Source organism: Bradyrhizobium sp. USDA 4502 (assembly GCF_054063355.1).
The window spans coordinates 1,599,150-1,624,632 of sequence record NZ_JBSSGF010000001.1 but is presented as its reverse complement, the minus strand read 5'-3'; the positions used below and the strand labels follow the sequence as shown (position 1 = coordinate 1,624,632).

At 62.8% G+C, this 25,483-nt stretch carries 21 protein-coding genes; 8 read left to right on the top strand and 13 right to left on the bottom strand.

Going from position 1 to position 25,483, the window contains the following annotated elements:
- Positions 1-9: 9 nt before the first annotated feature.
- A complete protein-coding gene (locus ACVW1B_RS07210) occupies positions 10-243 on the bottom strand; it encodes a hypothetical protein (protein ID WP_456781083.1) in 234 nt (77 codons plus the stop codon).
- Positions 240-1,325, bottom strand: a complete 1,086-nt coding sequence (locus ACVW1B_RS07205; protein WP_456821427.1) for a hypothetical protein — start codon at positions 1,323-1,325, stop codon at positions 240-242. Before ACVW1B_RS07205 ends, ACVW1B_RS07210 begins: the two co-directional genes overlap by 4 nt.
- A 198-nt stretch (positions 1,326-1,523) precedes the next feature.
- Between ACVW1B_RS07205 and ACVW1B_RS07200 the strand changes: the two genes are divergently transcribed.
- Together ACVW1B_RS07200 and ACVW1B_RS07195 are read left to right on the top strand one after the other, a co-directional pair.
- Positions 1,524-3,101, top strand: coding sequence for a hypothetical protein (locus tag ACVW1B_RS07200; protein WP_456821426.1), 1,578 nt, complete (start codon positions 1,524-1,526; stop codon positions 3,099-3,101).
- Between the two features lie 36 nt (positions 3,102-3,137).
- Entirely contained in the window at positions 3,138-4,124 is a 987-nt protein-coding gene (locus tag ACVW1B_RS07195) for a UbiA family prenyltransferase (RefSeq protein WP_456821425.1), read from the top strand.
- Between the two features lie 73 nt (positions 4,125-4,197).
- Here ACVW1B_RS07195 and galE read toward each other — a convergent pair whose 3' ends face one another.
- The 4 genes from galE to ACVW1B_RS07175 form a co-directional block, all read right to left on the bottom strand.
- Entirely contained in the window at positions 4,198-5,193 is a 996-nt protein-coding gene (gene galE / locus ACVW1B_RS07190; RefSeq protein WP_456821424.1) for a UDP-glucose 4-epimerase GalE, read from the bottom strand.
- Between the two features lie 555 nt (positions 5,194-5,748).
- Positions 5,749-6,378 (bottom strand): transglutaminase-like cysteine peptidase, encoded by a 630-nt coding sequence (locus tag ACVW1B_RS07185; RefSeq protein ID WP_225161207.1) that lies wholly within the window; start codon positions 6,376-6,378, stop codon positions 5,749-5,751.
- A gap of 214 nt (positions 6,379-6,592) precedes the next feature.
- Complete coding sequence (locus ACVW1B_RS07180) at positions 6,593-7,255, bottom strand: ParA family protein (protein WP_028345280.1); 663 nt, start codon at positions 7,253-7,255, stop codon at positions 6,593-6,595.
- Between the two features lie 15 nt (positions 7,256-7,270).
- The gene (locus ACVW1B_RS07175; RefSeq protein WP_456781088.1) at positions 7,271-8,506 is read right to left on the bottom strand and encodes a glycosyltransferase family 4 protein; all 1,236 of its coding nucleotides are present in this window, start codon (positions 8,504-8,506) and stop codon (positions 7,271-7,273) included.
- A gap of 194 nt (positions 8,507-8,700) precedes the next feature.
- Here ACVW1B_RS07175 and ACVW1B_RS07170 point away from each other — a divergent pair, with 194 nt between their 5' ends.
- The gene (locus ACVW1B_RS07170) at positions 8,701-9,624 is read left to right on the top strand and encodes a hypothetical protein (protein ID WP_456821423.1); all 924 of its coding nucleotides are present in this window, start codon (positions 8,701-8,703) and stop codon (positions 9,622-9,624) included.
- Here the strand turns inward: ACVW1B_RS07170 and ACVW1B_RS07165 are convergent.
- Positions 9,608-10,318, bottom strand: coding sequence for a hypothetical protein (locus tag ACVW1B_RS07165; protein WP_456823098.1), 711 nt, complete (start codon positions 10,316-10,318; stop codon positions 9,608-9,610). The two genes, ACVW1B_RS07170 and ACVW1B_RS07165, sit on opposite strands and share 17 nt — an antisense overlap.
- Between ACVW1B_RS07165 and ACVW1B_RS07160 the strand changes: the two genes are divergently transcribed.
- Positions 10,274-12,205, top strand: a complete 1,932-nt coding sequence (locus tag ACVW1B_RS07160) for a glycosyltransferase family 2 protein (protein WP_456823008.1) — start codon at positions 10,274-10,276, stop codon at positions 12,203-12,205. The two genes, ACVW1B_RS07165 and ACVW1B_RS07160, sit on opposite strands and share 45 nt — an antisense overlap.
- Here the strand turns inward: ACVW1B_RS07160 and ACVW1B_RS07155 are convergent.
- The gene (locus ACVW1B_RS07155; protein WP_456821422.1) at positions 12,146-14,488 is read right to left on the bottom strand and encodes a glycosyltransferase family 2 protein; all 2,343 of its coding nucleotides are present in this window, start codon (positions 14,486-14,488) and stop codon (positions 12,146-12,148) included. The two genes, ACVW1B_RS07160 and ACVW1B_RS07155, sit on opposite strands and share 60 nt — an antisense overlap.
- A gap of 232 nt (positions 14,489-14,720) precedes the next feature.
- Here ACVW1B_RS07155 and ACVW1B_RS07150 point away from each other — a divergent pair, with 232 nt between their 5' ends.
- Positions 14,721-16,028 carry a UDP-glucose dehydrogenase family protein gene (locus tag ACVW1B_RS07150; RefSeq protein WP_057020237.1) on the top strand — a complete coding sequence of 436 codons (1,308 nt, stop codon included), beginning with the start codon at positions 14,721-14,723 and terminating at the stop codon, positions 16,026-16,028.
- A gap of 135 nt (positions 16,029-16,163) precedes the next feature.
- On the opposite strand, the gene rfbD is transcribed toward ACVW1B_RS07150, so the two are convergent.
- Both rfbD and rfbC read right to left on the bottom strand, forming a co-directional pair.
- On the bottom strand, positions 16,164-17,075 hold the full coding sequence (gene rfbD, locus ACVW1B_RS07145) for a dTDP-4-dehydrorhamnose reductase (protein WP_456821421.1): 912 nt from the start codon (positions 17,073-17,075) through the stop codon (positions 16,164-16,166).
- Positions 17,075-17,629, bottom strand: a complete 555-nt coding sequence (gene rfbC, locus ACVW1B_RS07140) for a dTDP-4-dehydrorhamnose 3,5-epimerase (RefSeq protein ID WP_456781091.1) — start codon at positions 17,627-17,629, stop codon at positions 17,075-17,077. Before rfbC ends, rfbD begins: the two co-directional genes overlap by 1 nt.
- Before the next feature lie 109 nt (positions 17,630-17,738).
- Between rfbC and rfbA the strand changes: the two genes are divergently transcribed.
- The 3 genes from rfbA (at position 17,739) to ACVW1B_RS07125 (ending at position 20,439) form a co-directional block, all read left to right on the top strand.
- Positions 17,739-18,650 carry a glucose-1-phosphate thymidylyltransferase RfbA gene (gene rfbA / locus ACVW1B_RS07135; RefSeq protein WP_018270712.1) on the top strand — a complete coding sequence of 304 codons (912 nt, stop codon included), beginning with the start codon at positions 17,739-17,741 and terminating at the stop codon, positions 18,648-18,650.
- Positions 18,640-19,707, top strand: coding sequence for a dTDP-glucose 4,6-dehydratase (rfbB, locus tag ACVW1B_RS07130; protein WP_057020236.1), 1,068 nt, complete (start codon positions 18,640-18,642; stop codon positions 19,705-19,707). Before rfbA ends, rfbB begins: the two co-directional genes overlap by 11 nt.
- Before the next feature lie 165 nt (positions 19,708-19,872).
- Complete coding sequence (locus ACVW1B_RS07125; protein ID WP_225161215.1) at positions 19,873-20,439, top strand: hypothetical protein; 567 nt, start codon at positions 19,873-19,875, stop codon at positions 20,437-20,439.
- 116 nt (positions 20,440-20,555) lie between these two features.
- Here the strand turns inward: ACVW1B_RS07125 and ACVW1B_RS07120 are convergent, their stop codons facing one another.
- The 3 genes from ACVW1B_RS07120 to ACVW1B_RS07110 all read right to left on the bottom strand — a co-directional run bounded on the left by ACVW1B_RS07120 (position 20,556) and on the right by ACVW1B_RS07110 (position 25,443).
- On the bottom strand, positions 20,556-21,800 hold the full coding sequence (locus ACVW1B_RS07120) for a glycosyltransferase family 92 protein (RefSeq protein WP_456823007.1): 1,245 nt from the start codon (positions 21,798-21,800) through the stop codon (positions 20,556-20,558).
- A gap of 503 nt (positions 21,801-22,303) precedes the next feature.
- Complete coding sequence (locus ACVW1B_RS07115; protein ID WP_456821420.1) at positions 22,304-23,227, bottom strand: glycosyltransferase family 2 protein; 924 nt, start codon at positions 23,225-23,227, stop codon at positions 22,304-22,306.
- An 11-nt stretch (positions 23,228-23,238) separates the two neighbouring features.
- Positions 23,239-25,443 (bottom strand): glycosyltransferase WbsX family protein, encoded by a 2,205-nt coding sequence (locus ACVW1B_RS07110; RefSeq protein WP_168856485.1) that lies wholly within the window; start codon positions 25,441-25,443, stop codon positions 23,239-23,241.
- Between the last annotated feature and the right edge of the window lie 40 nt (positions 25,444-25,483).

Below are 25,483 nucleotides of genomic sequence, written 5' to 3'. Positions count from 1 at the left end.
GCATTGCGCTCAATCGCGCTTCGGCGCTTCCGCCGACTTCGTGTCGTCTTGCGCCATGCATTGCTGAAAGAAATGCAGCCGATCGCCATTCATCGGCACGGCCCCCGGTCGCTTGTAGGGGTAGACCATGTAGGCCGCGCGCAGGCAGCGCTTTGCGGTCTCGGCATCGGGTGCGGCGACGGCGGCACGCGATGCCAGCAGGAGCGCCAGCACGACGCTGAGCCGGACGGACACCCCGCTCACGGTTTCTCGCATTCTGAGTAGAACACACCATTTGCGGCCGCCAGCCGCTGCAGGCAATGCCGCTTGTCGGTGACCGCGCCCTCGACCGTGAAATCGTAGGCCTGCGCCTTCAGGATCAGCGCGTAGCGTCCCGGCGGCAGCGGCGCGTCGTCGCGCGGCAGGATCTCGAACATCTGCGGATCGTCCTTGAGCGGCGCCGCGCGGAACGGGATCGAGATGTTGCGGATCACCCAGCTGTCGTCGCCCGGCGAGACCACCGGCTTGCCGGTCGCGTCGAACGTGGTCTGCTGGCTCACATGAGCGATCAGACGTACATCGATCGGATCGGAGGCGCCGCCGGCACCCTCGCGCCGGAACACAATGAAGCGGAGATGTTCGTCCGGCAGCGTGGTCTCGCTCGGCCTGGTGATCGCCGCCGAGATCGCCACCCGCGGATCCGGCGCACGCCCCTGGATCAGCTGCAACTCGTAGAGCTTGCCGCCGCTCTCGGCGTAGACGCCATAGGCGGTCGGCAATGGCCGTCTTGGCGCCGGCGGCTCGGCCGCAGCGGCCGGCGCCGGGACGGCCGCGACCACGGCCGGCCTTTGGGTTTCAGGCGGCGCCGATGCCAGCGTGCCGGCAATCATCGCGCGGGCCGCGGCCCATGACACGCCGCGTTGCTGCAGCAGGACAACGGCCGCGATCAGCCCGAAGAACGCCAGCATGACAACGTAACGCAGCGGCGCCGACGACGACCATCGCGGACCGCGCGCCACCGCGGCAGGCTCGACGCGATCGAGCGTCGTGACAAAGGCCGGCTCGGCATCGATCCGGGGCGGTGCCTCGATCCGCCGCGCAGCGCCCGCCGCCTCGAGGAATGCGGGCAGCGCCCGCGCCGGCGGCACCTCGAATTTCTCGATCACATTGCTCTTGGTGTGCGCTTCGACGCCTTCGATCGCCACTTCCAGCGCCTGCATCAGACGCTGCTTTTCCGCCGGATCCTCGTGCGCGAGCTGCTGCAGCTTCTGCCGCGCGAGCTCGTAGACCGCGCTGCGCAGCTGCTGCGGGTCGGCGCTCACGGAATCGATGGTTCGTGCCAGCACCAGCGCGAACTCCACCTCGGGGTGCGCAGGACCGATGTCCCTGACCGTTCTCTGGGCCGGCGTCGGCGTCATAAATGTTAGTCTGGTTTGCCCATAATGTTACAACATTCTATGTGGATTTTACTGTTAACACAAACCACCAGGCCGGCAGATGACGCCCCGGTTTGACCGTCCCGATCCGAGCAGCAGCAGGATTCATTGACCCGTTCTCTGCCCATCCTGGACCAGTGGTTGTTCGCGCCCAAGCGGGACCGCCGATCCTGGCCGGACGTCCTGCTCCTCGCGGGATGGGTCGCGCTGGTCGGCTTCCAGATCGGCCGTCACGTGATGTGGCGCGACGAGGTCCGGGCGCTCACCATTGCCCTGAACGGCGACGATCCGGGCGCCATGCTGAGAGGGTTGCATGGCGAGGGCCACCCTGCCCTTTGGTACCTTCTGCTGCGCGGCACGCATGCCGTATTCGACCAGGTCGAGGTGCTGCCCGCCGTCGCCTTCGTGGTCGGGCTCATCACGGTCGCGTTGCTGATCTTCCGGTCACCATTCCCACGACCGCTGGTCCTGCTGCTGATCACGGGCCATGCGCTGTTGTTTGAATATGTCGTGATGGCCAGGAATTACGGCATCTCGGCCCTGTTCCTGTTCGCGATCGCGGCCTGCTATCGGGCTCACCGCGACCGTGGTTTGCTGCTCGGCGCGCTGCTGTTCCTGCTCGCCAACACCAACGTCGTCGGCGCGATCATGGCCGGCGCATTCCTGCTGTTCTGGCTGCTCGACCTGCTCGAGACCCGAGAGAGCCGTGACTGGCGCTGGTCGCCGCAACTCACCAATTTCGCGATCAATGCAACGATCGCGACGATTGGCGTCGTGATCTGCGCGGTGACGATGCTGCCGACCTATAATGACGCCGCGGCCCGAGACTGGTCGCACGATTCACCGCTGGCGGCCGCAGTCCTTGCGCTGGTGAACCCCGGCGCGACGTCGCTGGGCGCGCTGTTTGCCAATCTGCTGCCGGGGGTCGCGGGATCGGTGCTGCTGTTCGGCGCGACGCTCGGGCTTTTGCCGCGGCGACCGGCCTTCCTCGCCGCCATCGCCGCCCTGCTGCTGACGTCGTTGTTCTTCGCCGTCGCCGCCAACAGTGCCTACCGACATGCCGCGGTCTGGCTGAGCTTCCTGATCGCGCTTTACTGGATCGGCTGGAGCCGGCTCACCGCGCCATCCGGCTCTCGCGCATGGCTCAACCGGCGCCTGCCGGCGATCGGACGCGGGTCGCTGCTGCTGGTGCTCGCGATCCAGACCGCCGCCGGCATCAACGATCTGCGCAACGCAGTGACCGGCGTGGTCGCGAGCCGCAGCGCCGATCTCGGCCGCCTGATCGCCTCGCGCGCCGATCTCACCAATGCAGTGATCCTCGGCGAGCCGGAATGGCTGGTCGAGGCGCTGCCCTACTACGTCAAGAACCGGACCTATCTCGCGCGCGACCACAAATTCGGCAGCGTCGTGATCTTCTCGCGCAAGGGCAAGATGGACAGCGATCTCGGCGAGACCCTGCGCCTTGCCCGCGAGCTTCGCGACACAAGCCGCACGCCCGTCATCATCCTGCTGGCCTACCGGCTCGACGAGATCACGCCCGACCGGACCTACGACGAAGGCAAGGACTGGCGGACGTTCCGTGCCTCAGCGGCGCAGATCCGCGATTTCCGCGAAGCGACCACGATGCTCCGCCGCTTCGGCCCCGCCAAGACCGACGAGAGTTTCGACGTCTACCTCCTCAACTAGGCGATCGATCAACGACGACAGAAAAAGGACCGCGCGATGGCGCTGATGGACAGCAAGGTCGAAGCCGGCAAGCCGCCGGCCGCAAGCATCCGGCAGTATCTTTCCATCCTGCGGCTCGATCACAGCACCAAGCACATCTTCATCGTTCCCGGGATTGTCCTTGCCTGGCTGTTGCGCGGCCCGAGAGGCGAGCATATCGCAAGCGCTATCGTCCTCGGCCTTGCGGCCGCGATCTGCATCGCGTCGGCCAATTATGTGATCAATGAATGGTTCGACCGCGACTTCGACCGGCATCACCCGACCAAATCGCAGCGCTCCGCGGTGCAGAGCGCGATGGACGGCAAGATCATCGGAATCGAGTGGCTGCTGCTGGTCGCGCTCGGCCTCGTCTGCGCATCTGCGAGCAGCCGCCTGATGCTGTTCGCAACCGGCATCTTCGCCGTGCAGGGCATCGTCTACAATGTCCCGCCGCTCCGGAGCAAGGACAAGGCCTATTTCGACGTCATCTCGGAATCCGTCAACAATCCGCTGCGGCTGTTGATCGGCTGGGCGATGATCGATCCGACCTCCCTGCCGCCGGGCTCGGTGATCCTGTGCTACTGGTTTGGCGGCGCGTTCCTGATGGCGGCCAAGCGGCTGTCCGAATATCGCGAGATTGCCGCGTCCCACGGCAGGGAGCTGCTGGCACGCTACCGCGCGAGCTTCGCGCACTATACCGAGGTGTCGCTGACGGCCTCGTGCCTCAGCTATTCGCTGTTCTCGGTGTTCTTCCTCTCGGTGTTCCTGGTGAAGTACCGTATCGAGTATGTCCTTGCGATGCCGCTGGTGGTGATGCTGTTCACCACCTACTTCTCGATGTCGACGTCGCCGGGGTCGTCAGCGCAGAAGCCCGAGAAGCTCTATGGCGAGCGCGGCCTGATGCTGCTCGTGCTGGCGCTGGTCGCCGTCTTCCTGGTGGCAAGCCTTGTCGACATGCCGTTCCTCGCGCGATTGGCCGAACAGCATTACATCACATTGAACTGAGCCTCTCGCGGCTTGATCGTTATTTGAGCATGATCTTGTCGGAAAACCGCTTCGCACTTTTCCGGATCATGCTCTACCGCCGGCGCGGATGCGCCTTCTGATGCCAGGCCCAGGCCGAGCGTATGATGTAGCCGAGATCGGACCGGCTGGCCCTGAAGCCGAGGCCGCGCTCCGACCTGGAGGGATCGGCCACCAGGACCGGCGGATCGCCGGCCCGGCGCTCGCGCACCACGCTCGGCACCGCTTCACCGGTCTCGGCGCGGATCGCGTCGAGCACCTGGCGCACCGAATAGCCGGTCCCGGTGCCGAGATTGAACACGCCGCCGGCGTCGCCCTTCAGCAGCAGCTCGAGCGCCGCGATATGGGCGCTGGCGAGATCATCGACATGGATGTAGTCGCGCACCGCGGTGCCGTCAGGCGTGTCATAGTCTTCGCCGAAGATGGCAAAGTCCGGCACGTGCCCCAGCAGCGCCATCAGCGCGCGCGGAATCAGATGCGTCTCGGGATCGCGGAGTTCGCCGATGGTGACGGAGGCGTCGGCGCCGCAGGCATTGAAATAGCGCAGACAGACCGAGTTGAACCGATAGGCCGCGCGGTAGTCGGCCAGGATCTGCTCGATCATGAATTTGGAGCGGCCGTAGGGATTGACGGTCGGACCTGCGGCACTCTCGGGAATTGGATCGCGGCCGGCGTTGCCGTAGACCGCGCCGGTGCTGGAAAACACCAGGCGGTCGCAACCCGCCTCCCGCATGCCGCGCAGCAGGCCGAGCGTGCCGGCAACGTTATTGGTGAAGTATTTCTGCGGATCCGCCACGGACTCGCCGACCGCACTGAACGCGGCGAAATGCATCACGGCGAGCGCGTTGTGGTCGCGGATGGTGGCGGCGATCTTGTCATGGTCGGCGACGTCGCCGATCACGAGCGGTCCCCATCGCACGAAATCGCGGTGACCGGTGGACAAATTGTCGTAGACGACCGGCAGAAACCCGGCCTCGGCAACCGCCTTGGCGCAATGGGACCCGATATATCCCGCGCCACCCGTGATCAGGATCGAACCCCTGCCCGCCATTGAAAGTGTTGTCCCTGCGCGAACCAATCCCGCGCCTCAACAGGCGCAGTGATCGCATCGGTACGACATTCCGTCTGGGGCGGCAAAATGACGATGGGAATAGCGTTAAGACCGAACGGATTTGCAGCCGAAGCGACGGTCAGCGCGACCCCAGCGGCACGTTGGTCCGTTGACCGACCGGCGGCCCGTGCCGCGACGGTCTGCCATACGGGTAAGCCGGTGTTGCCGGCGGGACCGGCCGGGTCGCCTGCGGCCGCGATGTCGGAACACCACCGCCCGGTCCATCGATCGAATAGCGCGTTGTGCCCTGCGTGGTCTGCCCGGTGCCCTGTGCAAGCACCGGCGTGGCTAGGGCGACGACCAGCGCCGCTGTTGTGACAAGGCCGGCCAGCTTCATGTCGATGCCTCGATGGGTTGAACCGGGGTCAACCGTCGATGCCTCCAATCGTTCCGGCAATGTCGCCGCGGCGCGCTGGCGATCGTCGCTGCTACGAAAAATGGCGCGGCGAAATGTCTCGCTGCGCCATTTTCGAACGATGGGGCTCGTTCAGAAATTCAGGCGCCGGCCTGCGCGACGCCAGCCCAGTGGTCGGGGTTCGCGGGGGTCTGCATCCTGACCCAACGATAACGCGCCTGCGACCAGCTGCGGATCTGCGCATTCAGATTGTCGAGCACGATGTCTCCACCCTTGGCGCGGACCACCAGCACGAGATGATGCTCACCGGAGGAGGTCACAACCTCGCTCAGCAGAAGGTCGCGCATCGGCCAGCCGCGCGCCAGCAGCTCGTGGCGCTTGCTGACCGCGTAGTCGTTGCAATCGCCGCGCGCCGGATTGATCAACCATTCCTCGCCGGCAAGGCCGCGTTCGTTGCGCTGTGGCACGATGCTGCGATTGACCGAAGCGTTGACCTCGATCAGGTCGGCGATGCGTTGCTTGGTCAGGCGTGTGGCGCCGCCGCGGAACACCATCCGGGCGCGGGCTTTCGGCTTGCACTCGTCGGCATAGCGCATACAGAACATGGTGTAGGCCATCGGGGCCAGCGTCGGCTCGCTGAAGCGGATCTTCTCGATCACGCCACGCAGCGGCAGCGGGAAGCCGACCATCCCAGCCTGGGTGTTCTGTGCGCTTGTCCCGAGCGCAAGGACGGCCAGAACCAGGGCCATCACTCTCTTGACGTTGTACATTCTTCACTCCCCACAGTGACGGGAAGCATGTACGGGAAATGTCTTGAGCTTGGGCTCAAGCGCGCGGTGGCATTTGTTTCAAATGCGAGGGTGCGCGCGAGCAGTCCGTTAACCAAGCCTGCGGGGCGCCGCCGTCAAGGGCCGGTTGCGGCCCGAACTCTTTCGTTCCCATGCCGGCATGGTTGGCCTGTCGTGAAGCCGCCGGCGCGCTCTGTTAAATCGCCACCCGCTGCCTGGGCGCGATCCCGCACCAGCTCATGACGAGATCGGCGAGCATCTTGATCTCGAGATCCGCGGGCGTGCCGCCGGCGAAATCGGCGACCGATTGCCCCAAGGCGACGGCGCGAACATAGGCCGAGCGGCTGCCGATCATCGGCCCGATCTCCTCGTCGAGCGTATCGAGCTCCTCGATCAGCTGCTGGCCTTCGAGCGTGCGCTGGTCGACGCGGTTCGGCACGATCATGGCACGGAGCGCCGTTCGCCGCGTGGCGCGCACTTCCCGCACGATGTCGAGCGTCCGCGCGGTGGCCTCGATGTCAAGGCCGGACGGCGTGCACGGCATCAGCACGATATTGGCGACCGCGAGCACCGCGCCCAGCACCCGATCGTTCGGCGCGGAGTCCACCACGATGATCTGATGCGGAATCTGGCGCATCAGCTTGGCCCATTCGGCGACCGGCCGGGTTTCCGGATCAAGCTGGTAGACGGGGAACGACAGATTGCCGGGCTCGGCCCAGTGACACGCGGACGCCTGCGAGTCGGCGTCGACCAGTCCGACCACGCCCGTGCGCCGATCCAGTTCTGCGGCGAGCAAGACCGCAAGGGTCGTCTTTCCGACTCCGCCCTTGCGCTGGGCAACCGAGATGACAAGCGGCATCGCAAACTCCTGGCGTTATCCCCCGTACGTGCGCGGGAGGACACCTTCATCAACGAGCGTCAGCATCCGGGGCAGACAGACCCGCCTTGCGTCGTAATTGTCCCGCACGAAGCTGCGCGCCTTCATCCGCATCTTCTTGAAGGCCTTGGGCCGTGACAGCACCGAGACTACCTGATCCGACAGCACATCAATATCAAAAAACGGCACCAGCAGGCCGTTGCCGTCCGAGATGATATCGCGAAGCGGGGCGGTGTCGGATGCCACCACCGCACATCCCGCGCTCATGGCCTCCAGCAGCGACCACGACAGCACGAAGGGATAGGTCAGATAGACGTGCACCGAGGAAATCTGCAGCAGCTCGAGATACGGTTCCCGAGGAATCCGGCCGAGGAAATGCACCCGGCGCAGGTCGATGTCCGACTTGATTTCGTCGAGGAACATCGACTTCCAGCTCGAGCCCTTGGGTGGATTCGCCCCGTAGGATGTCCCGCTGCCGCCGACGATCACGACCTGCGCATTCGGCCGCGCGGCGAGGATCCTCGGCAGGGACCGCATGAAGATATGGAATCCGCGCACCGGCTCGAGGTTGCGCGAGACGTAGGTGATCACTTCGTCGTCCGCCGACAGCGTCGCGCCGTTCGGAAGCTGAAACCGCGCGACGGGATTGGGCTTCACCTCGTCGGTGTCGACGCCCTCGTGGATCACCTCGATCTTGCTCTGAAACTCGGCGGGAAAGGTCGACCTCTGCCATGGCGTCGGCGAGACGCCCGTATCGCATTCCGTGAGCGCCAGCAGCGTGGTCGCATTCTTCAGATGGAGTGCGACGTTGCCATCGAGGCCCGTCATGGGAAACTCGGGATCGAAGCCGACGTCCCTGCCCTCGGCACCGTAGTAGAATTCGCAATAGAGGATGATCCGCGCGCGCGGAAACATCGTGCGCAGCGGCAGCGTCTCGCCCCAACCGGGATGCGCGAAGATCAGGTCGGGCACGAAGCCCTGCCCCGACAGCGATGACAGCGCGTACAGAACCTCTTCGGCACGCCGCGATTCGACATCGAAGCGCCGGGCAAACGGATGGACGACCGCGGAATCCGTCTTGGTCGTCGAATATTTGAGCAGCCGGATATCCGGCGTCGTGCTGGCGGTCGATGAACCGACGGCAACGACCCTGTTGCCGGGCTGCTCTGCGAGCGCGCGCGCAATGTGGCGGTACTGGGCCGGAAAGTTATTGTGGACGAACAGGACGTTCATTGGCGGGCGAGCGCGCCCCCCGGCCGCGCGGTCTTCGATTGGGGTCAGGGTCTGCATCATCACCGGCGGTATGTCATCGATTGGCGAGCAAAACTATCTTACCGGATTAACATTAAGCCCCCTTCTATCACACAGATTTTTGGGGCACACTGCGGGAGACTTATCAATCCATTCCGTTAGGCTCGCAGGCGACAATGAACGAACAGATTCAGCAGAAAACCATTGATCTGGCACGGGGTCTCTTCCTGGTTCGGTACAATGGCGCAGATGATAAGGTGTCACCTCCGGTGGTGCGCGTATACGCGGATCGCGCCAGTCTTAACAATTGTAATATCATTACCGGACCGGACGTGGTCAATGGAACCCTGTTCGCGCCCGAGACCGCACTGGTCGTTTCGGTCGCCCGGCCGAGCCGCCTGATCGTCGAGGTCACGGCAGGGCGCGTCGGCGGGTCGACCGCCGCCAATATCAAGATCGAGCCGCTGACCCAGGGACAACCGGCTGAGCAGCCGGCCAGCCAGCCATTCGACATGTTCGAGCCCGAGGCTGGCCCCGGCGAGTTGAGCGACCTCAAGCTGCTCGCGCATGTCGCGGGCCTGGGCGACGTGACGGTCGGCTCGAATGTCTGGATTGCCGGACCGTCCGCTCCGGCGCGGATCGAGGGAATTTCCCTCGAATGGCCCAACAAGCCGCACGATCTCCACCTGCAATATGCCGTCAAGTTCGCCAGGCCGCAGCGGGGTGACAACCAGTTCGTTCCCCTCGGAACCTTTGCCGGAACCCGGGGACGCGCATTGGCCATCACGGGGTTCTCGCTGGAGGCCTCGGGTCCCGGCGCGGATCGCTTCGCCATCGCGGCTGAAACCATCTTCCTGGGGGCTCCGACCCTGCGGGTCACCGGGAACCGGATTGTGGTGTCGGGTCCTTCCGGACGGGAACCGCTGGTGGGCCTCAAGCTCAATCTCGAGGAGCGCCGGGTGCAGGCAGCCCCGCTCGCGCCCCAGCAGCCGCGGCGCGTCGAACCCGCCACTCCAATGCCGCACCAGGACGGACCCCGCCTCGAGGGACGGGTGCGCGTGTTCCGGAGCCGGCAGGGCGCCGTCAAGACGGCAGGCTGACCATGCGGGCAGATAAGGGCGCCACTTGACCGCCGACGCGCGCAGGATCGCCTTTACGTCCAAAACGCTCCACCACGTCGATCTTGAGCGGGCCGCTGTCGGGGCGCTCGAGGCGCGTGATTTCCGCCTGGCGTTCGCGCTCGCCGACCGCCGCTGCCGGATCCTGCCGCATCCGGGCGCCCGCGCCCATCTGCTGCGCGCAGAAGCGTTGTTTCATCTCGATCTCAGGGATGCGGCCATCGCCAGCGTTGCGAGGGCGCTCGAGCTCGAGCCGGACGATCTGGTCGCTGCCCGGCGAATGATGGCCTGGGGCGACGACCTTCAGCAGATCGAGGCGGCGCGAAGCGTCACGCGGCGTGATGACGATCCGGATTCGGTCAGGGGCGCCCTCCTTCTGCTCGAACAGAGCGGCCAGGACAGCTGCGCCCGCATCGACTTTCTCGACGAAGAGGTGAAGGGATGGGTGACGTGGCGCGGGCCGGACGACCCGCACCTTTCGCTGGCGCAGGCGGATCAATCCAGCACGATCCAGCTTCCCGCCGATCCACGCCACAGATTCGCGCGTGACGGGCGACAGGCTGCGAGCTTCCGTCTGATCCGGCCCGCGTCCGCGACCTCGCAGCGCCTGCAGATCACGCAGGCGGACCGGGTGATCGCAAGTGTTCAACTCCCGGCCAACCGCGTTCCGGATCACCGGGCCGCACCGCGCCGGCCGGCTCGCCTTCGAAACGGCGAACCTCCTCCGCTCACCATCATCATCCCGGTATACCGGGATCTGGCCGCGACGCGAGCCTGCATCGACAGCGCGTTGAATGCGCTCGCCTGCACGCCGGGCTCGACCATCGTCGTCGTGGATGATGCGTCGCCCGAGCCCGACATCAAGCGCCTACTCAACGAGCTCGCCGCCGAGTTCCGCATCCGCCTCCTGACCAACGAGCACAATCTTGGCTTTGTCGGCGCGGTCAACCGGGCGCTCGGCGAGACCGGCGCCGGCGACGTCGTGCTGCTGAATTCGGACACGATCGTGCCGAAATACGCGCTGCAACGCCTGCGCAGCGCCGTGCAATCGACGCCGAGGGTGGGCACGGCGACCCCGCTGTCGAACAACGGCGAATACACCAGCTTTCCAATCCCGAACCGGTCAAATCCCCTGCCCGCGGTCGGCGAAATCGAATTGCTGGATGAACTTGCAGGCAGGGCAAATTCCGGGATTGCGATCGACATCCCCAACGGCATCGGGTTCTGCCTCTACATTACCCGCGAATGCCTCGACGCCGTGTGCGAGCTCTCCGACGACTTCTATCGCGGCTATCTCGAAGACGTCGACTTCTGCCTGCGCGCAGCGGAGGCCGGCTTCCGCAACGTGTGCATTCCTTCGGTTTTCGTCGGGCACGAGGGCTCGCGCTCGTTTCTGGGCGAGAAGCGTTCGCTCGTGATGCGAAATCTTCGCGTTCTCGAACACCGTTACCGGCGCTATGCGACGGACTGCGCCGCATTCCTGCTTGCCGATCCACTCCGCGATTGCCGCGCCGCGCTTGAGCTCAAGCTGCTCACGAACCAGCAGGTCGCCGCCGGCCCATCCGTCATCCTCTGCGGCTCGTTCGCCGGCCGCGCAATTGCCATCAGGCGCTGCCGGCAGTTGGCGGCAGAGGATCAGCACGGTGTGATCGTGCAGATCCGCTCCGAGGGACAACGCCAGCTGGCTGCGATGTTCGATCCGGATGGCGGAGCGCCGCAGTCGATCGTACTCGACGTTGCGACGCCTGAGGGCCGCGAAGCTCTTCTGAAGTCTCTCGCCGATCTCGGAATCCGATCGCTCGAGATCGCAGAGCCGAACCGCATTCCCGGCGCATGTCTGGCGCAGCTCACGCAACACTTTGCCTACGACCTCCTGATCACCGACACCGCGCTTGCAACGCGCGCGGCGGTTGGATCAGGCGTTCATCCGGACTGGGCAAGCCTGGTCGCCGGGGCGCGGCGCGTGACTGCGATCGATGACCACGGCGCGGCCTTTTCGGAAGGGGTTCTCGGCCTGCAAGCCGTGAGGCTGAGCGACCCGCCCGCGCCGCCGGCGCTGTATCCCGCCGTGAGCGGCCCCGCGCGTCTCGGCCTGCTGGTCCTGCATGCCAACGCCGCGGAATTTCGCTTCATACGAGCGTTGAGCGATCAACTGGCCGACGCCGACGAAGACGTCGAGATCATCGTGCTGGGAAGTACCCTCGACGATCTCAAGCTGATGCAGCGCACCAATGTCATCGTCACCGGCGATATTGCCGTCGACGACGTCGCCACGCTCATCGAAGGTCACGGCATCACGAAATTGGTTCTCGACATCGGCGAACCAGCGTTTGGCCATCCGCTGGTGGACGCGCTGCTGGCAACCGGCCTGCCGATCGCCGCGACGGAATGGAGCCCGACGCCTCCGGGGCGCGGCCGAAGCACGGACCTGCAGCTGCAGCCAGGCTTTGATGCCGATGCAACGTTTGCTGCCGTACGCGACTGGGCGGTCGATGACGTCCTGCTACAACCCGATCGGAGGAGCGGTCGACACCGGCGGCAGGTTGGCACGCGGTTTCCATGATCGCGGCGGCCATGCAAGCGAAGAGAACGGCGTCGAATCCAGCCCCAGTAGCGGGCTGTAATAGGGATCGTCGAGCAGCACCTCGCCCCATTTCGCGCGCAGGATCGACAGCTCGCGCCTGAAGCGTGCCCTGCGATCCGGCGCGGAATCGCGACCGCGGCTTGCCGACTCCAGATGAACGAGTTTCGCGTCCGGCGTGAACACGATCCGCTTTCCGAGCTGGCGCAGCTTCAGGCACAAATCGATATCGTTGAAGCTGATCGGAAAGCGGATCTCGTCCATGCCGCCGACGGCCACGAAATCGCGCTTGCGCATCAAGAGGCACGCCCCCGTCACCGCCGAACATTCGTGCGCCACCTGAAGCAGATCGCCATAACCGGGATCACCATCCATCCGGTCGTTGAAAGCGTGCGCGGCCGAGAAATTGGCCCCCAGCACCACTCCACCGTGCTGCACGACGCTGCTCGGCCATAGCAGCTTTGCACCGACGGCTCCGACATCGGGAGCGGCGAGCCGCCACAGCATCTCCGCCAACCAGCTGTCGTCGAGCGCCTCGACGTCATTGTTGAGAAAGCAGATGTTCTCGGTATCGACGCAAGCGACGGCGGCGTTGTTGATGAATGCGAAGTTGAAGGGCCCCTCGACCGAGATGACGTCGATTTCCTGCGCGGACAAGCTGTCCAGATAGTCCAGCGTTTCCGGCTCGGTCGAGCTGTTGTCGACGACAAGGATCCGGGCGTTCGTCTCATTTGCCGCCGGCATGACCGTCTCGATGCATCGCTTGAGCAGCTCGGCGCGATTTCTGGTCGGGATGATGATGGTGGTGCGCTCGTTCCAATCGACGGCGCGCTTGACCTGAACGGCCGGAAGAAGGCCCGCTTTCCGCGGCTCGACATTGGCCTCGATGCCGGCCCTGGCAAAATACGCCTTGCTTGCGGCGACCAGTTCGGCGGTGGCGGCCGATGCATCGATCCGCGGCAACGCCGCAACCGATCCCGGAAGATGATAGGTTCGATCCGGCTCCGCGCAGCAAAGGAAGATGTCGTAGAGCGACGTCGCCGATCGCAGCGCTTCCACGGCAGGCTCCCGACGCACCGCAAAACAATACGCCCCATAGCCCTGCTCGAGCGCGCGCTCGAGATCGAATGCCGAAAGCGCCAGCGGCCAGACAGCGCCGGCGCCCGCAGCGACCTCGACGTCGCCATAGACCATATCGCAGCCGGGTTCGGACGCGAAGAGATCGGCGAAGCGTTGCAAGGCGTCTTCCGCGAGGATCGTTCCGCTCAGACAAAACACAAAGAACGCACTGCCGGCGGCATCGCCCTCGACAAACTCGCGCGCTGCTTTCGGATCGAATTGACTGAACGCCCGCGCCGGCAGGGACACCGCCGACCAGGCGGAGTGCCGTTGGGCTTCGAGGCTTTCGATGCTCTCGTCCACCCTGACATCGCCGATCAGGACGACTGCCGCCTCGGATGCAACATCAGACTGTTCAGATTGTGTCGTCGGCAAGAAGCGCTCTTTCCAGCCGCGATAGGCGTGAAACGGCATCGAGGCCGGCAGCACCCGGTCGAACAGCTCTCCACGAAGCCGCTCGCTATCCCAGCGCCCGAGATCCGCGAGCGTTTGCTCCAATCCGCGATCGAAAGCGACAAAGGAAATCGGCTCCGAGATCAGGCTCCGTCCCGAAATCGTCCGCGCGGATAGTCCGCGCATGCGACCGTCCGCAAAATGCTCGGGCAGATGAAAATCGATCCGGCGGCCGACGCCGAACTCGCCGCCCCGCGCAACGTTGGTCCACCCGGTCGGCTTCACGGTCATCACCGGGCGTTGCGCGATCAGGATTTCGATGTCCTCGTCGATGTCCTGAGCAAGCCAGCCTTCGAAGCGCAGACCTCCGACCCACTCGATATCGCCGATCCGGTGCCATCGCGCTTCCGGCGCAGCGACATCGCAGCGAATCGGAGCACCGACGGGAGTGCCGATATTTGCCAGCCTTGCCTCAATGATCCCGGCGTTCGCGCTGACCTGATCCTGCACGTTGAACGTAAAGCCAAATCGAGCGTCGCCGATCCCGGCGTCGGCAAGCTCTGTTACGAACTCGTCACACAATGATGACATGTATGGCTCGCCGTCGACGAGCAGGTCGACAGTGTAACGCCGGCCGAGATCGGCGCGATCATAGACAAACCCGGAAAACGTCGTGCGATCGGATCTGGAGAACCGCGTTTGCAACGACGCGTATTCAGCTCCTGAGGGCTTCTGCTTGCTAATCGTCTTCATGCTCATGTCCACCCTCAAACGGCAGCTCGAATGTCGGTCGATTTCAAGTTGAGAATGTGTCCATGGTGCGCCCGAGGTGACTAGCGGGCGCTCAGCTGCACTGGGGCGATCACCGTTTGCACAAAAAGCCGCCGACCTCCAACACAAACTATGCGTTATAAAACTTGGCGTTGTCGGCGCCAATTGTGCTAGTGCTAACTCCTCCTCTCCACACTGATCGACGAGCGGATTCATGAAGATTGCAATGGTTGGAACGGGATATGTAGGTCTCGTGTCCGGAGCGTGTTTTGCCGATTTCGGCCATCAGGTCGTTTGCGTCGACAAGGACGCCGGCAAGATCGAAGCCCTGAAGCGCGGCAAGATCCCGATCTACGAAACTGACCTCGATAAGCTCGTCGACACCAACGCCGCGGCCGGACGGCTGACCTTCACGACGGAGCTCGCGGGCGCCGTCGCGGACGCCGATGCCGTGTTCATCGCTGTCGGAACGCCCTCGCGGCGCGGCGACGGCCATGCGGACCTGAGCTACGTCTATGCTGCTGCCAAGGAGATCGGCGCGGCGCTCAAGAAGTTCACCGTGGTGGTGACCAAGTCGACCGTGCCCGTGGGCACCGGCGACGAGGTTGAACGCCTGATCCGCGAAACCAATCCCGACGCCGATTTCGCCGTTGCGTCGAACCCCGAATTCCTCCGCGAAGGCGCCGCAATCCAGGATTTCCGCCATCCCGACCGCATCGTCGTCGGCACCGAGGACGACCGGGCCAAGAGGGTGATGGGCGAAGTCTATCGTCCGCTCTATCTGAACCAGGCGCCGATCCTCTATACCGCGCGACGCACGGCGGAATTGATCAAATACGCCGCGAATGCCTTCCTTGCCACCAAGATCACCTTCATCAACGAGATCGCCGATCTCTCCGAGAGGGTCGGGGCGAACGTGCAGGAGGTCGCGCGCGGCATCGGGCTCGACAACCGGATTGGAACCAAGTTCCTGCATGCCGGCGCCGGCTATGGCGGCTCCTGCTTCCCGAAGGACACCCGCGCGCTGTTCAAGACCGCGCTCGACCACGACGTCCAGCTGAAAATCGTCGAGGCCACGCTGACCGCGAACGACAACCGCAAGCGCGCGATGGCGCGCAAGGTCGCCAACGTGCTCGGCGGCGAGCTGCGCGGCAAGACCATCGGCGTGCTCGGCCTGACCTTCAAGCCCGACACGGACGACATGCGCGAGGCGCCCTCGATCCCGCTGATCAACGGCCTGATCGACTTCGGCGCCAAGGTTCGTGCCTACGATCCCATCGGCATGGAGCAGGCGCGCAAGGAATTGCCGGAGATCGAGTACTGCAAGGATGCCTATGAATGCGCGCGCCAGGCCGATGCGCTGGTGATTGTGACCGAGTGGCGCCAGTTCCGCGCGCTCGATCTCAAGCGCATCAAGCAGGAGATGAAGCATCCGGTCGTCGTCGACCTGCGCAACATCTACCGTCCGGACGAGATGGCCGCGCACGGCTTCACCTACGACAGCATCGGTCGGCCGCGCTGAGCGCTCGCGCCTGGCGACGATAGCCGCCGGCCGGTTCAATCCTGGAGCCTTGGTTCTGATCAAATCAGAACCAAGGCTCTTTTCTTGTCTGACGCGTTTTCTTCACGCGCACGGGCATCCACTTCCGAAGCCGTCCTAAGCGTGGGCGGGCGCGCCAAGCTGGACAAATGCATCCAGTTCGCGCGCCAGCGCTTCCCGCCAGGTCGGCATCGCCACGCCGAACTGCGCCTTCAGCCGCGACAGATCCAGCCGCGAATTGCCCGGACGGACCGCCTTGGTCGGAAAATCGGCCGCTGCGATCGGAGCGACGTTCTCGACCGCCAGCGTGACGCCGCGAGACCTCAGCCCGCCGACAATGGCGGTTGCGAAGCCGTGCCAGCTGGTTTCGCCGGCGCAGACGAGATTGACGACACCGCCCCGGCGCACGAGCTGATCGTGCAACGTGGTGAGGTTCGGCAGGACGATGCCGGCGACCGCACCGGCGATCGCTGATGCCGTGGTCGGCGCACCGATCTGATCGGCCACGATCCGCAGCTCCTTACGCTCGCCGGCGAGCCGCGCGATGGTGCGCAGGAAATTCGTGCCCTTTGCGGCATAAACCCATGAGGTGCGCGCGATCAGATGCGCCCCGCCCGCCGCCTGGATCGCGACATCACCGGCAAGCTTGCTGGCGCCGTAGACCGACAGCGGTTCGGTCGGGCTGTCCTCGCGCCACGGCCTGTCGCCAGAACCATTGAAGACGTAGTCCGTGGAGAAATGCACCAGCGGCACGCCGTTCGTTGCAGCCCATTTGGCGATCGCTTCAGGTCCCTTCGCGTTGACCAGGAACGCCAGCTCACGCTCGTCCTCGGCGCGATCGACGGCGGTATAGGCCGCCGGATTGATGATGAGATCGGGCTTCAGACTCTCAAGCTGGCTCGTCAGCATCTCCGGCTTCGACAGATCGAACTCCGCGGTGGGCGGCGCGATGATCGTGCCGTGGCTCTCCAGCAAAGGCTTGAGCGCACTGCCAACCTGGCCGCGTGTTCCCGTCAACAAGATCCGCATCAGATTTGTCCATAGGTCGGAAGGTTGCTGGCGTCGGCGAGGAGCGGCGCGTCCGCATCCTTGGCCGACAGCTGTGGCTTGTCGACGCCCCACTTGATCCCGATCGCGGGATCATTCCACCGGATCGAGAGCTCGTCCTTGGGACTGTAGAAATCATCGCATTTGTAGAAGAAGTCGGCGGTCTCCGAGAGCACCACGAAGCCGTGGGCGAAGCCGCGCGGCACCCATAATTGCCGGCGGTTCTCCTCGCTCAATTCGACCGCGACATGCTTGCCGAAATTCGGACTGCCGACGCGCACGTCGACGGCAACGTCCAGCACCTTGCCGCGCAGCACAGAGACGAGTTTGCCCTGGGTGACCGGGTTTTGCAGATGCAGCCCGCGCAGCACGCCATAGGCCGACCGGGACATGTTGTCCTGCACGAACGGACGCGTGATGCCGTGCTCGACATAACGCGGAGCCTGGTAGGTCTCAAGGAAGAAGCCGCGCTGGTCGCCGAACAGCTTCGGCTCGACGATCAGGACTTCAGGAATCTCGGTCTTGATGACGTTCATCTAACATTTGTTCCAGTTTGACGCGCTTGAAATGTTAATTTCCTTCTCATAACAAACTTGTGCAGCGCACGCTATATGTTATGTTCTGATAGTCAAATTGTGAGGGACCATGAAAGGCATTATCCTTGCCGGTGGCACCGGCTCGCGCCTCTATCCGGTGACGACAGTCGTCTCCAAGCAACTGCTGCCCGTGTTCGACAAGCCGATGATCTACTATCCGCTGTCGACGCTGATGCTGGGCGGAATCCGCGATATCCTGATCATTTCCACGCCGCAGGACAAGCCGCTGTTCCAGCGCTTGCTTGGCGATGGCAGCGAGATGGGTGTCCGGTTCGCCTATGCCACGCAGGAGACCCCGCGGGGTCTTGCCGACGCCTTCATCGTCGGACGCGACTTCATCGGTGATGACTCCGTTGCCCTTGTGTTAGGGGATAACATTTTCTATGGCCACGGCCTGCCGAGCATGCTGTCGTCCGCCTCGATCCGCAAGAAAGGCGCCACCGTGTTCGGCTATGTCGTGAACGCGCCTGAACAGTACGGCGTGATCGAGCTGGACGGCACCGGCCGGGCGCTCTCGATCGAGGAGAAGCCGAAGCGGCCGAAATCCAACGTCGCGGTCACCGGCCTCTACTTCTACGACAATGATGTGGTCGACATCGCGGCCGGCATCAGGCCATCCCCGCGCGGCGAGATCGAGATCACCGACGTCAACAAGGCCTATCTCGAACGCGGCGACCTCTATGTCGAGGTGCTCGGCCGCGGCTTTGCCTGGCTCGACACCGGCACCCATTCCTCGCTGGTCGAGGCCAGCCATTTCGTCCAGATCCTGGAGCAGCGCCAGGGCCTGCGCATCGCCTGCCCCGAGGAGATCGCGCTGCGCCAGGGCTACATCTCGCTCGAGGCGTTCGCGAGGGTCGCACAGAAGACCGCCAAGAGCAGCTACGGCGAGTACCTGCTGTCGGTCTACCGCTCATTCCACGGCGAGCCGCGCGCGGCGGAGGTATTCAAACATGCGGTTTAAGGGATCGACGATCTTCGTCACCGGCGGCGCCGGCTTCATCGGCTCCGCCGTGGTCCGCCACCTGCTGCGCGACACCCACGCCCGCGTCGTCAACATCGACAAGCTGACCTATGCGGCAAACCTGGCCTCGCTGCCCCGTGCCGCCGAAAGCCTGAATTACACCTTCGAGAAGGCCTGCATCTGCGAGGCGCAGAACCTGCGCCGGCTGTTCGAGAAATATCAGCCCGATGCTGTGATGAACCTTGCCGCGGAAAGCCATGTCGACCGCTCGATCGACGGCCCCGGCGAATTCATCCAGACCAACATCGTCGGCACCTTCACGATCCTGCAGGAGACGCTGCGCCACTGGCGTTCGCTCTCGCCCGAGAAGCGCGACCGGTTCCGCTTCCTGCATATCTCGACCGACGAGGTGTTCGGTTCGCTCGGCGACGAAGGGCTGTTCACCGAGACCACGGCATATGCGCCGAACTCGCCCTATTCGGCCAGCAAGGCATCGTCCGATCACCTGGTGCGGGCCTGGCGCGAGACCTACGAGCTGCCGACCCTGGTGACCAACTGCTCCAACAATTACGGCCCCTATCACTTCCCCGAAAAGCTGATCCCGCACATGATCATCAAGGGGCTCGCCGGCGAGCCACTGCCGGTCTATGGCGACGGCAAGAACATCCGCGACTGGCTGTTCGTCGAGGATCACGCCAAGGCGCTGACGCTGGTGCTGGAGCGCGGCGAGGTCGGCGAGACCTACAATGTCGGCGGCCGCAACGAGCGCACCAACCTGCACGTGGTCGAGAGCATCTGCGACCTGCTGGACGAGGTCGTGCCGGCCGCGGCAGGCCCGCGCCGCCAGCTGATCAATTTCGTCGCCGACCGGCCCGGCCACGACCGCCGCTATGCCATCGACGCCACCAAGCTCGAAACCGAGCTCGGCTGGCGCGCCGAGGAGAATTTCGAGACCGGCATCGCCAAGACCGTGCGCTGGTATGTCGACGAGCAACCCTGGTGGCGCGCCATCCTGGAGGGCGGCTACAAGGTGGAGCGCGTCGGCCTGAACCAGTAGTCGCCGATCTTTCCAATCACCGGCGTGGATGGCCAACAGGACGTCGAGAAGCGCGATGACGACTCAACCAGATATCATCGCTGCTTGACGAGCCGCGACCGCCTTCCGACGGTGGATTGGCAGCCACCCGCCAGACAACAACTCGAGAAACCACGGAATCCCGTCATGAACATCGCAATGGACGGTCAGGAACTGACACTGTTCAAAAGTTTCGTGGACCTCTCGACGCGGTATCTGGAATTTGGCTCGGGAGGAAGCACTTGGCTGGCCTGTCAAACCAAGAAGGAGTGGGTCATTTCCATTGATTCCTCCGCGGAATGGCTCGCCAACGTTGCCGACGCCACGGGCGACGCGAGCACCAAGCCTTTGCTGCTGCACGTCGATATCGGCAAGCTGCGCGAGTGGGGTTATCCCGTGGAAAAGGACAAGGAGCGCTCGTGGCCCGAGTATCACGAACGTGTCTGGGAGCGTCCGGAAAGCAAGACCGCCGACCTGTATTTCGTTGACGGCCGGTTTCGCGTGGCTTGCTTCGTACAGTGCGTGCTTCACGCCGCACCGGGAGCCTTCATCGCAATTCACGACTTCGAGAATCGTCCCCACTACCATTCGGTGCGGACGGTCGCTCGCGAAATCGCGCGCGCCAACAACATGTCGATCTTCCAAAGGCCGGCAGAGATTGATCTCGTCGCCGCACAGCAGTTGCTTGCGAAATACCGGCTGGAACCGCTGTAGCCGATCGCTGCGGCCAGAGTAGCCGATCGCGGCGATCAAGAATCACTTCAAGCACACGATCGGGCGCGCCGCCTGGCGCGCCCTCCTCCAGCGAGGACATCGCTGTTCCCTTGAATTCAGCCCTGAATCAGTTTCTTCAGCTCCGGAAGAAACCTCTGGATCGTGGCGTCTTCGACATCGTTGCGATCGCGCAACGTGAAGAATTCCATTGCGCGGATCTTTTCAGGATCTCCATCGCCGAGCGGCCTGCCCCGCTCACGCTTCTTCAGCAATTGCTGCCGCGACTTCGTGTAGTAGTGATTGATCACGAGCTTGTTCCGCTTCGGAGCAGTGCAGCGCCCGCCGATCGGGAAGACAGGCGTGCCGTCCTCGTGAACGTAGCAACCCAAGACAAGCGATTGATGGGGATGCAGATAGGACACGATGGTGTCAGGCCGCACGATTGACTTCATGATGAAATGATCCGGGAAATCGTCCGGAGCACGACGCGTGAAAGATTCGATGCACAGACCGGCCGGCCTCGCGTCGTGACCGTTCGACCCGAAGTTCAACCAATGCACCGCCACCGCCGGCGCCGGCCCGAGCTCGGTCAAGACGTCCTTGATGTTGCCGGCCTGCGTCGGAAACAGATACTCATCGGCATCGATGAAGGCGCACCATTCGGCACAATTGCGGTAGCTGTCGATCGCATGCGAGAACGCGCGCATCTGGCCGAATTCCCCTTCCACGAAATGATAGGTGATCATTTCGGGCCACGGGAAGGACTCGATCACGGCACGAGTATCATCAGTGCTGCCGTTGTCGTAGAGGTAGAAGTGATCAACGCCGACCAGTTTGTGGAAGTGTAGCCATTCCAGCAGATCGTCGCCTTCGTTCTTGATGGCGCACACCACCGCCAAGCCGTGCTTCTTGCGATCGACCCCGGCGTAGAGCTTCTTGGCCTCCATCACGCGCAGGAGGCCGGCAAACTCTCGCCGCAGATTTTCACTTTTCGGGGCCGCAATGAGCGCGGCAAGATAGACATCCTGCGCTTCATGGGCGGACCCCATATTGAGGGCCGCGATTGCCAGGCGATGCAACACCCGCGAGTCGGATGGCATCTGCTTGACGAGGTCGAGAAGGATTCCACGCGCTCCGGCGAAATCGCATGCCTGCACAAGCGCCGCCGCCTTTGCAAACTGGAATTCCTTGTAATCACCGAATTGCTGCTCCAACTGCTTGACCGATTGGATCAGCTCGTCGGGCTTCGGATTTGCGATCCGCCCGGAAAAGAACTCTCTAAGCCTTGTCTCGATCTCACTTGCTGGAAGCGTATCGAGATTCACGCCTGAGCTGAAACTAGACAATGCTGGAATTTCCATGTCCAACCTGAGCCGCTCCACGAGATCAACAAGCTATTAACATTGGTTCGCACCACGAATTCCCTATTAGCGCACATATCCTACAAGAATAAGGCTATAACACGCAGTGCTCACAATTAACTCTTGTAAGGTTATTTCGAGGAAAATCAATACAATAGAGCAAGGGGCTCGACGTCATTTGCACGAAAACCGCGTCACGGGACCGGAACGATCGGAGATCGCCGATGGACGACGGGAATGAAGCAGTCCGCTAGTCGTTCGGGCTTACAAGAACGATGCTTTTGACATCGTTATCCGCAAGCCTCCCGCCCGGCGCGTTCAGCTTTTTGAGTTCCAGCACCCTGCTGCGGCTGCGGCACGCTCCAGACCTCTCGTCGGCGCAATTCGATCGGACGCCAGGCTCCCAGCCGACGAAGCGATGAAGCAATCGCTCGGTCTCCATCCCAATCAAGGCCCCGTTCCGATTGTGTCGGAACGGACAAGACTGGCCTTGCATTGCTCGATCAGCGCCAGCGAACCGGCCGGGTCCGATCGTTCGACTCCACCGTCCGGTGTTCTACATGATAGGGCGCGTAGATCTGCTTCACCCAATAGTTGAAGTTCGGGTGCAGCTTCACGAAGTCATAGAATGAATCGCCGAAATTCGACGGACTGAGGCAGGTCTTGTTCTGAGGCCGTGACGCGATTGCATTCAGGCAATACGACATCATGCAAGCCTTTGTCTCGCTCTCTGCCACCTTGCTCAGACTTCGGAAACTGTTGGTTGAATGAAGTCGGTACAGATAGCGGTCGGTCTCGAGATAGGTCGGCTCGACCTTGGTTACCGCGCGCAACGCAAAGTCCCAGTCATGGCAGTATTTGAGATCGGCAAGCCAACCCACCTGCCGCAGCAGTTCACGGCTGAAGACAAAGTTTCCGGTCGATGCCGCGATCTGAGAATCCAGAAATGTCCATGACAACGGCGCACCTGCGATCTGGGCCCGATCGATCGCATAGCGCAGGCGCGTTGGAAACTGGAAGTTGCTGATCGACTTTCCATGTTCGTCGATTGGCTCAACCGCCGAGAAGCCGAAGAACAGCCGATCATTGGCATGCTTATCCGCGAACAGCCGAACCCGATCCTTGGAAAAGGCATCGTCCGAATTCAAAAGGAAAATCATGTCGCCGTTCGTCAGCGATAATGCCCTGTTCCAGGTGTAGTGGGCGCCAAGATTTTGAGGGTTCTTGAGCAGCTTGCAGGAAACAAAGCGCTTTCCGAACGACCTCTTCTTGATGACCCTCTGCGCGACTTCAAAACTCTTGTCCGGCGAATTGTCGTCTACGATGACGAGCTCGATGTCGGCAAACGTCTGTTGATAGACAGTCTCAAGGCATTCCTCAAGATACTGCTCATGCTTGTAGCACGCGATGACAACACTTGCGAGCATCGGTGGCGACCTCAACGTCTCACGATGATCGAGTGGCGAGACCGCACGAGTGCACTAGTCCCGTCGCCGACCTCCAGAACCGCGAGTTGATATTCACCATCCGGCAAATCTCGAATCGAGAAGGACAGCTGGAAACCGAAATAGCAGTCCTTGCTCTCGGCCTTCATATACTCCTTCACGTCCACGCGCTCGTGCCAATCTACGATCAGACAATAGCCGCCGTTTGCTGCGCCATCCGGAGTAAGCCCCGACAGGACCAGGAATCCCGTTCTCTGTCGGCTGGCCTCAAAGGCGTTGCCCGCGCAAATCCATCCCCGCACCAATATCTCATAGCGCGGATCGACAATCACCCGTTCGCCGGTTTGAGAATTGATGTTCTCGATCACCAGCAACGAACCTGCCGGATTACCGGACGCGCCTTCTGCCTCCACTGGCGTGCCGCTTCTTACGCGCTGCACCCCCGAATGGGTGAGGCCCGACCGGTGCAGGCTTGCGAGCACTTCGACATGCGTCGAGGCTTCTTTTACCGCCCACTCAAGCTCCTGCCTACTCAGGCAATCCAGCAAATCCGGGCTATTTCGAATCTGGGCCGAAATGGGCTCAGCCGAAGCGACCCTTCGCACGACCTCGAGAAACGCCCGTCCATGGCGCGAATCCGGCTCGAGATGCGCACCTTCCGCCCACTCGTTCCAGGAATTGATAAACACCAATGATTCGGAAAAGCTGTTGCCCTTGGCACGCAGGGTTGCATCGCGAAGCCAAACCTCAAACGCTTCCGGACTGGACCTGGTAAAGACGTGACCGCGCGGCCCCTTGCGAGGCGTATTGTCCCAACGCGGCATCACCGCAGGAAAGAACGGGAAGTCGTAGATCTTGCCGATCGACGATCGCATGGCATCGACATAGTCGTACACCTTTCCAGCGAAGGTCGGCGGTGCATCGACTTCGGTCGGCGGCACCTCCCTTGTCGAGACCGTGTGCGGAGGAAACTCGATTGCCGCGTCGCAATTGACGTCGCGCGGATCGAACTCTCCGAACGTCATCGCATTGCAAATGAGAAGCTCGCCGATTCCGAGTTCTCTGGCTCGCTCGCGCCAAATCTCGAACAAGCGCTGCTTGTCCGGCAACAATGACGGCCTGTAGATGACGATGACCTTTCGACCGTCGACAGTTATGTAGCGCTCATCGAGCAGCAGGTCGGCCATGTCGTCGATAAAGCGGACATCGTCGTCCAGGGAGTGGTTTTGTCCCAACAGAAGCTCAGCGTCCGAGCCGTCCCACCGACGAGACCAATTCTCGTTTGCCCAGCAAATGCAGAAAGGCAGGTTCGGCTCGCCGTCCTCGAGCAGCAGCTGAAGCGGCTTTTCCAATAACCTTCGGCCCTGGAACCAATAGACGTAGTAGCAAAATCCATCGATGCCATACTGGCGCGCCAGCTCGCCCTGCTGACGACGCGTTTCCGGCAGCCGGACGTCATAGAATCCAAGATCGGCCGGCAACCATGGGGACTCGTGTGCCGGAAACTGGGCACGCATGCGCGCGACGTTGGTCCACTCGGTAAACCCTGGCCCCCACCACCTGTCATTTTCATCAAATGAATGGAATTGCGGGAGGTAGAAGCAAATGTAGCGCACCTCCTTGGGAGGCGCGTCCGCCAGTCCAGCAACGATCCTGTTGTTGCTCGGAAACAACAAGTCGTCGTAGTCCGCGGTCGAGAACCCCAGCGCGACGATCAATTCGCCTGGCGTATAGTTCTCGAACAGGGGTATTTCGTAGTACTCGCCATCATTCAGGCTGATACGCAGATAGATCTGCGCACGCTTAGGCTCCACAAGCGCATTTCTCAGGGCGCGCGCCAAGCGACGGCGCACTCCCGGCGCGGATAGATCGATACGAAATCCGGGACGTCCGATCACGCTCCGCGGACCTACGCGGGCCGGCATAGATCGGCCTGTCCGTCCCTCCTCGACACAGTGGGAACCAACAAAAAGCGCGATCGAAACGGTTGAAGCGGGCGACTGGGCATCGACAATCCAACCCGAAATCCCACGCCCCGAATACTCCAGTATCGCGCCGCGCAGACGCGATCCTGACTGGAGATCGCCTACGTCGGGATCCAGGAACAGGCTCTGCGGATGGTCGTCCTGCTGAACCGGACTGGCAACGGGCAACATATCCTTTGTATCCCTGACGCTCCGTTCGACCATCTTGTTCATTGCCACTCAATCTCCTGCCAACGCTCAGCGCCGGGTCCAG

Bases quoted from the DNA above. Each gene is read 5' to 3' on its own strand.
- galE (WP_456821424.1), bottom strand. From the start codon at position 5,193: ATGGCGGGCAGGGGTTCGATCCTGATCACGGGTGGCGCGGGATATATC.
- ACVW1B_RS07185 (WP_225161207.1), bottom strand. From the start codon at position 6,378: ATGTACAACGTCAAGAGAGTGATGGCCCTGGTTCTGGCCGTCCTTGCG.
- ACVW1B_RS07170 (WP_456821423.1), top strand. From the start codon at position 8,701: ATGAACGAACAGATTCAGCAGAAAACCATTGATCTGGCACGGGGTCTC.
- ACVW1B_RS07175 (WP_456781088.1), bottom strand. From the start codon at position 8,506: ATGAACGTCCTGTTCGTCCACAATAACTTTCCGGCCCAGTACCGCCAC.
- rfbD (WP_456821421.1), bottom strand. From the start codon at position 17,075: ATGCGGATCTTGTTGACGGGAACACGCGGCCAGGTTGGCAGTGCGCTC.
- ACVW1B_RS07115 (WP_456821420.1), bottom strand. From the start codon at position 23,227: ATGCTCGCAAGTGTTGTCATCGCGTGCTACAAGCATGAGCAGTATCTT.
- rfbB (WP_057020236.1), top strand. From the start codon at position 18,640: ATGCGGTTTAAGGGATCGACGATCTTCGTCACCGGCGGCGCCGGCTTC.
- rfbC (WP_456781091.1), bottom strand. From the start codon at position 17,629: ATGAACGTCATCAAGACCGAGATTCCTGAAGTCCTGATCGTCGAGCCG.
- ACVW1B_RS07110 (WP_168856485.1), bottom strand. From the start codon at position 25,443: ATGAACAAGATGGTCGAACGGAGCGTCAGGGATACAAAGGATATGTTG.
- ACVW1B_RS07150 (WP_057020237.1), top strand. From the start codon at position 14,721: ATGAAGATTGCAATGGTTGGAACGGGATATGTAGGTCTCGTGTCCGGA.
- ACVW1B_RS07195 (WP_456821425.1), top strand. From the start codon at position 3,138: ATGGCGCTGATGGACAGCAAGGTCGAAGCCGGCAAGCCGCCGGCCGCA.
- rfbA (WP_018270712.1), top strand. From the start codon at position 17,739: ATGAAAGGCATTATCCTTGCCGGTGGCACCGGCTCGCGCCTCTATCCG.
- ACVW1B_RS07180 (WP_028345280.1), bottom strand. From the start codon at position 7,255: ATGCCGCTTGTCATCTCGGTTGCCCAGCGCAAGGGCGGAGTCGGAAAG.
- ACVW1B_RS07155 (WP_456821422.1), bottom strand. From the start codon at position 14,488: ATGAAGACGATTAGCAAGCAGAAGCCCTCAGGAGCTGAATACGCGTCG.
- ACVW1B_RS07120 (WP_456823007.1), bottom strand. From the start codon at position 21,800: ATGGAAATTCCAGCATTGTCTAGTTTCAGCTCAGGCGTGAATCTCGAT.
- ACVW1B_RS07125 (WP_225161215.1), top strand. From the start codon at position 19,873: ATGAACATCGCAATGGACGGTCAGGAACTGACACTGTTCAAAAGTTTC.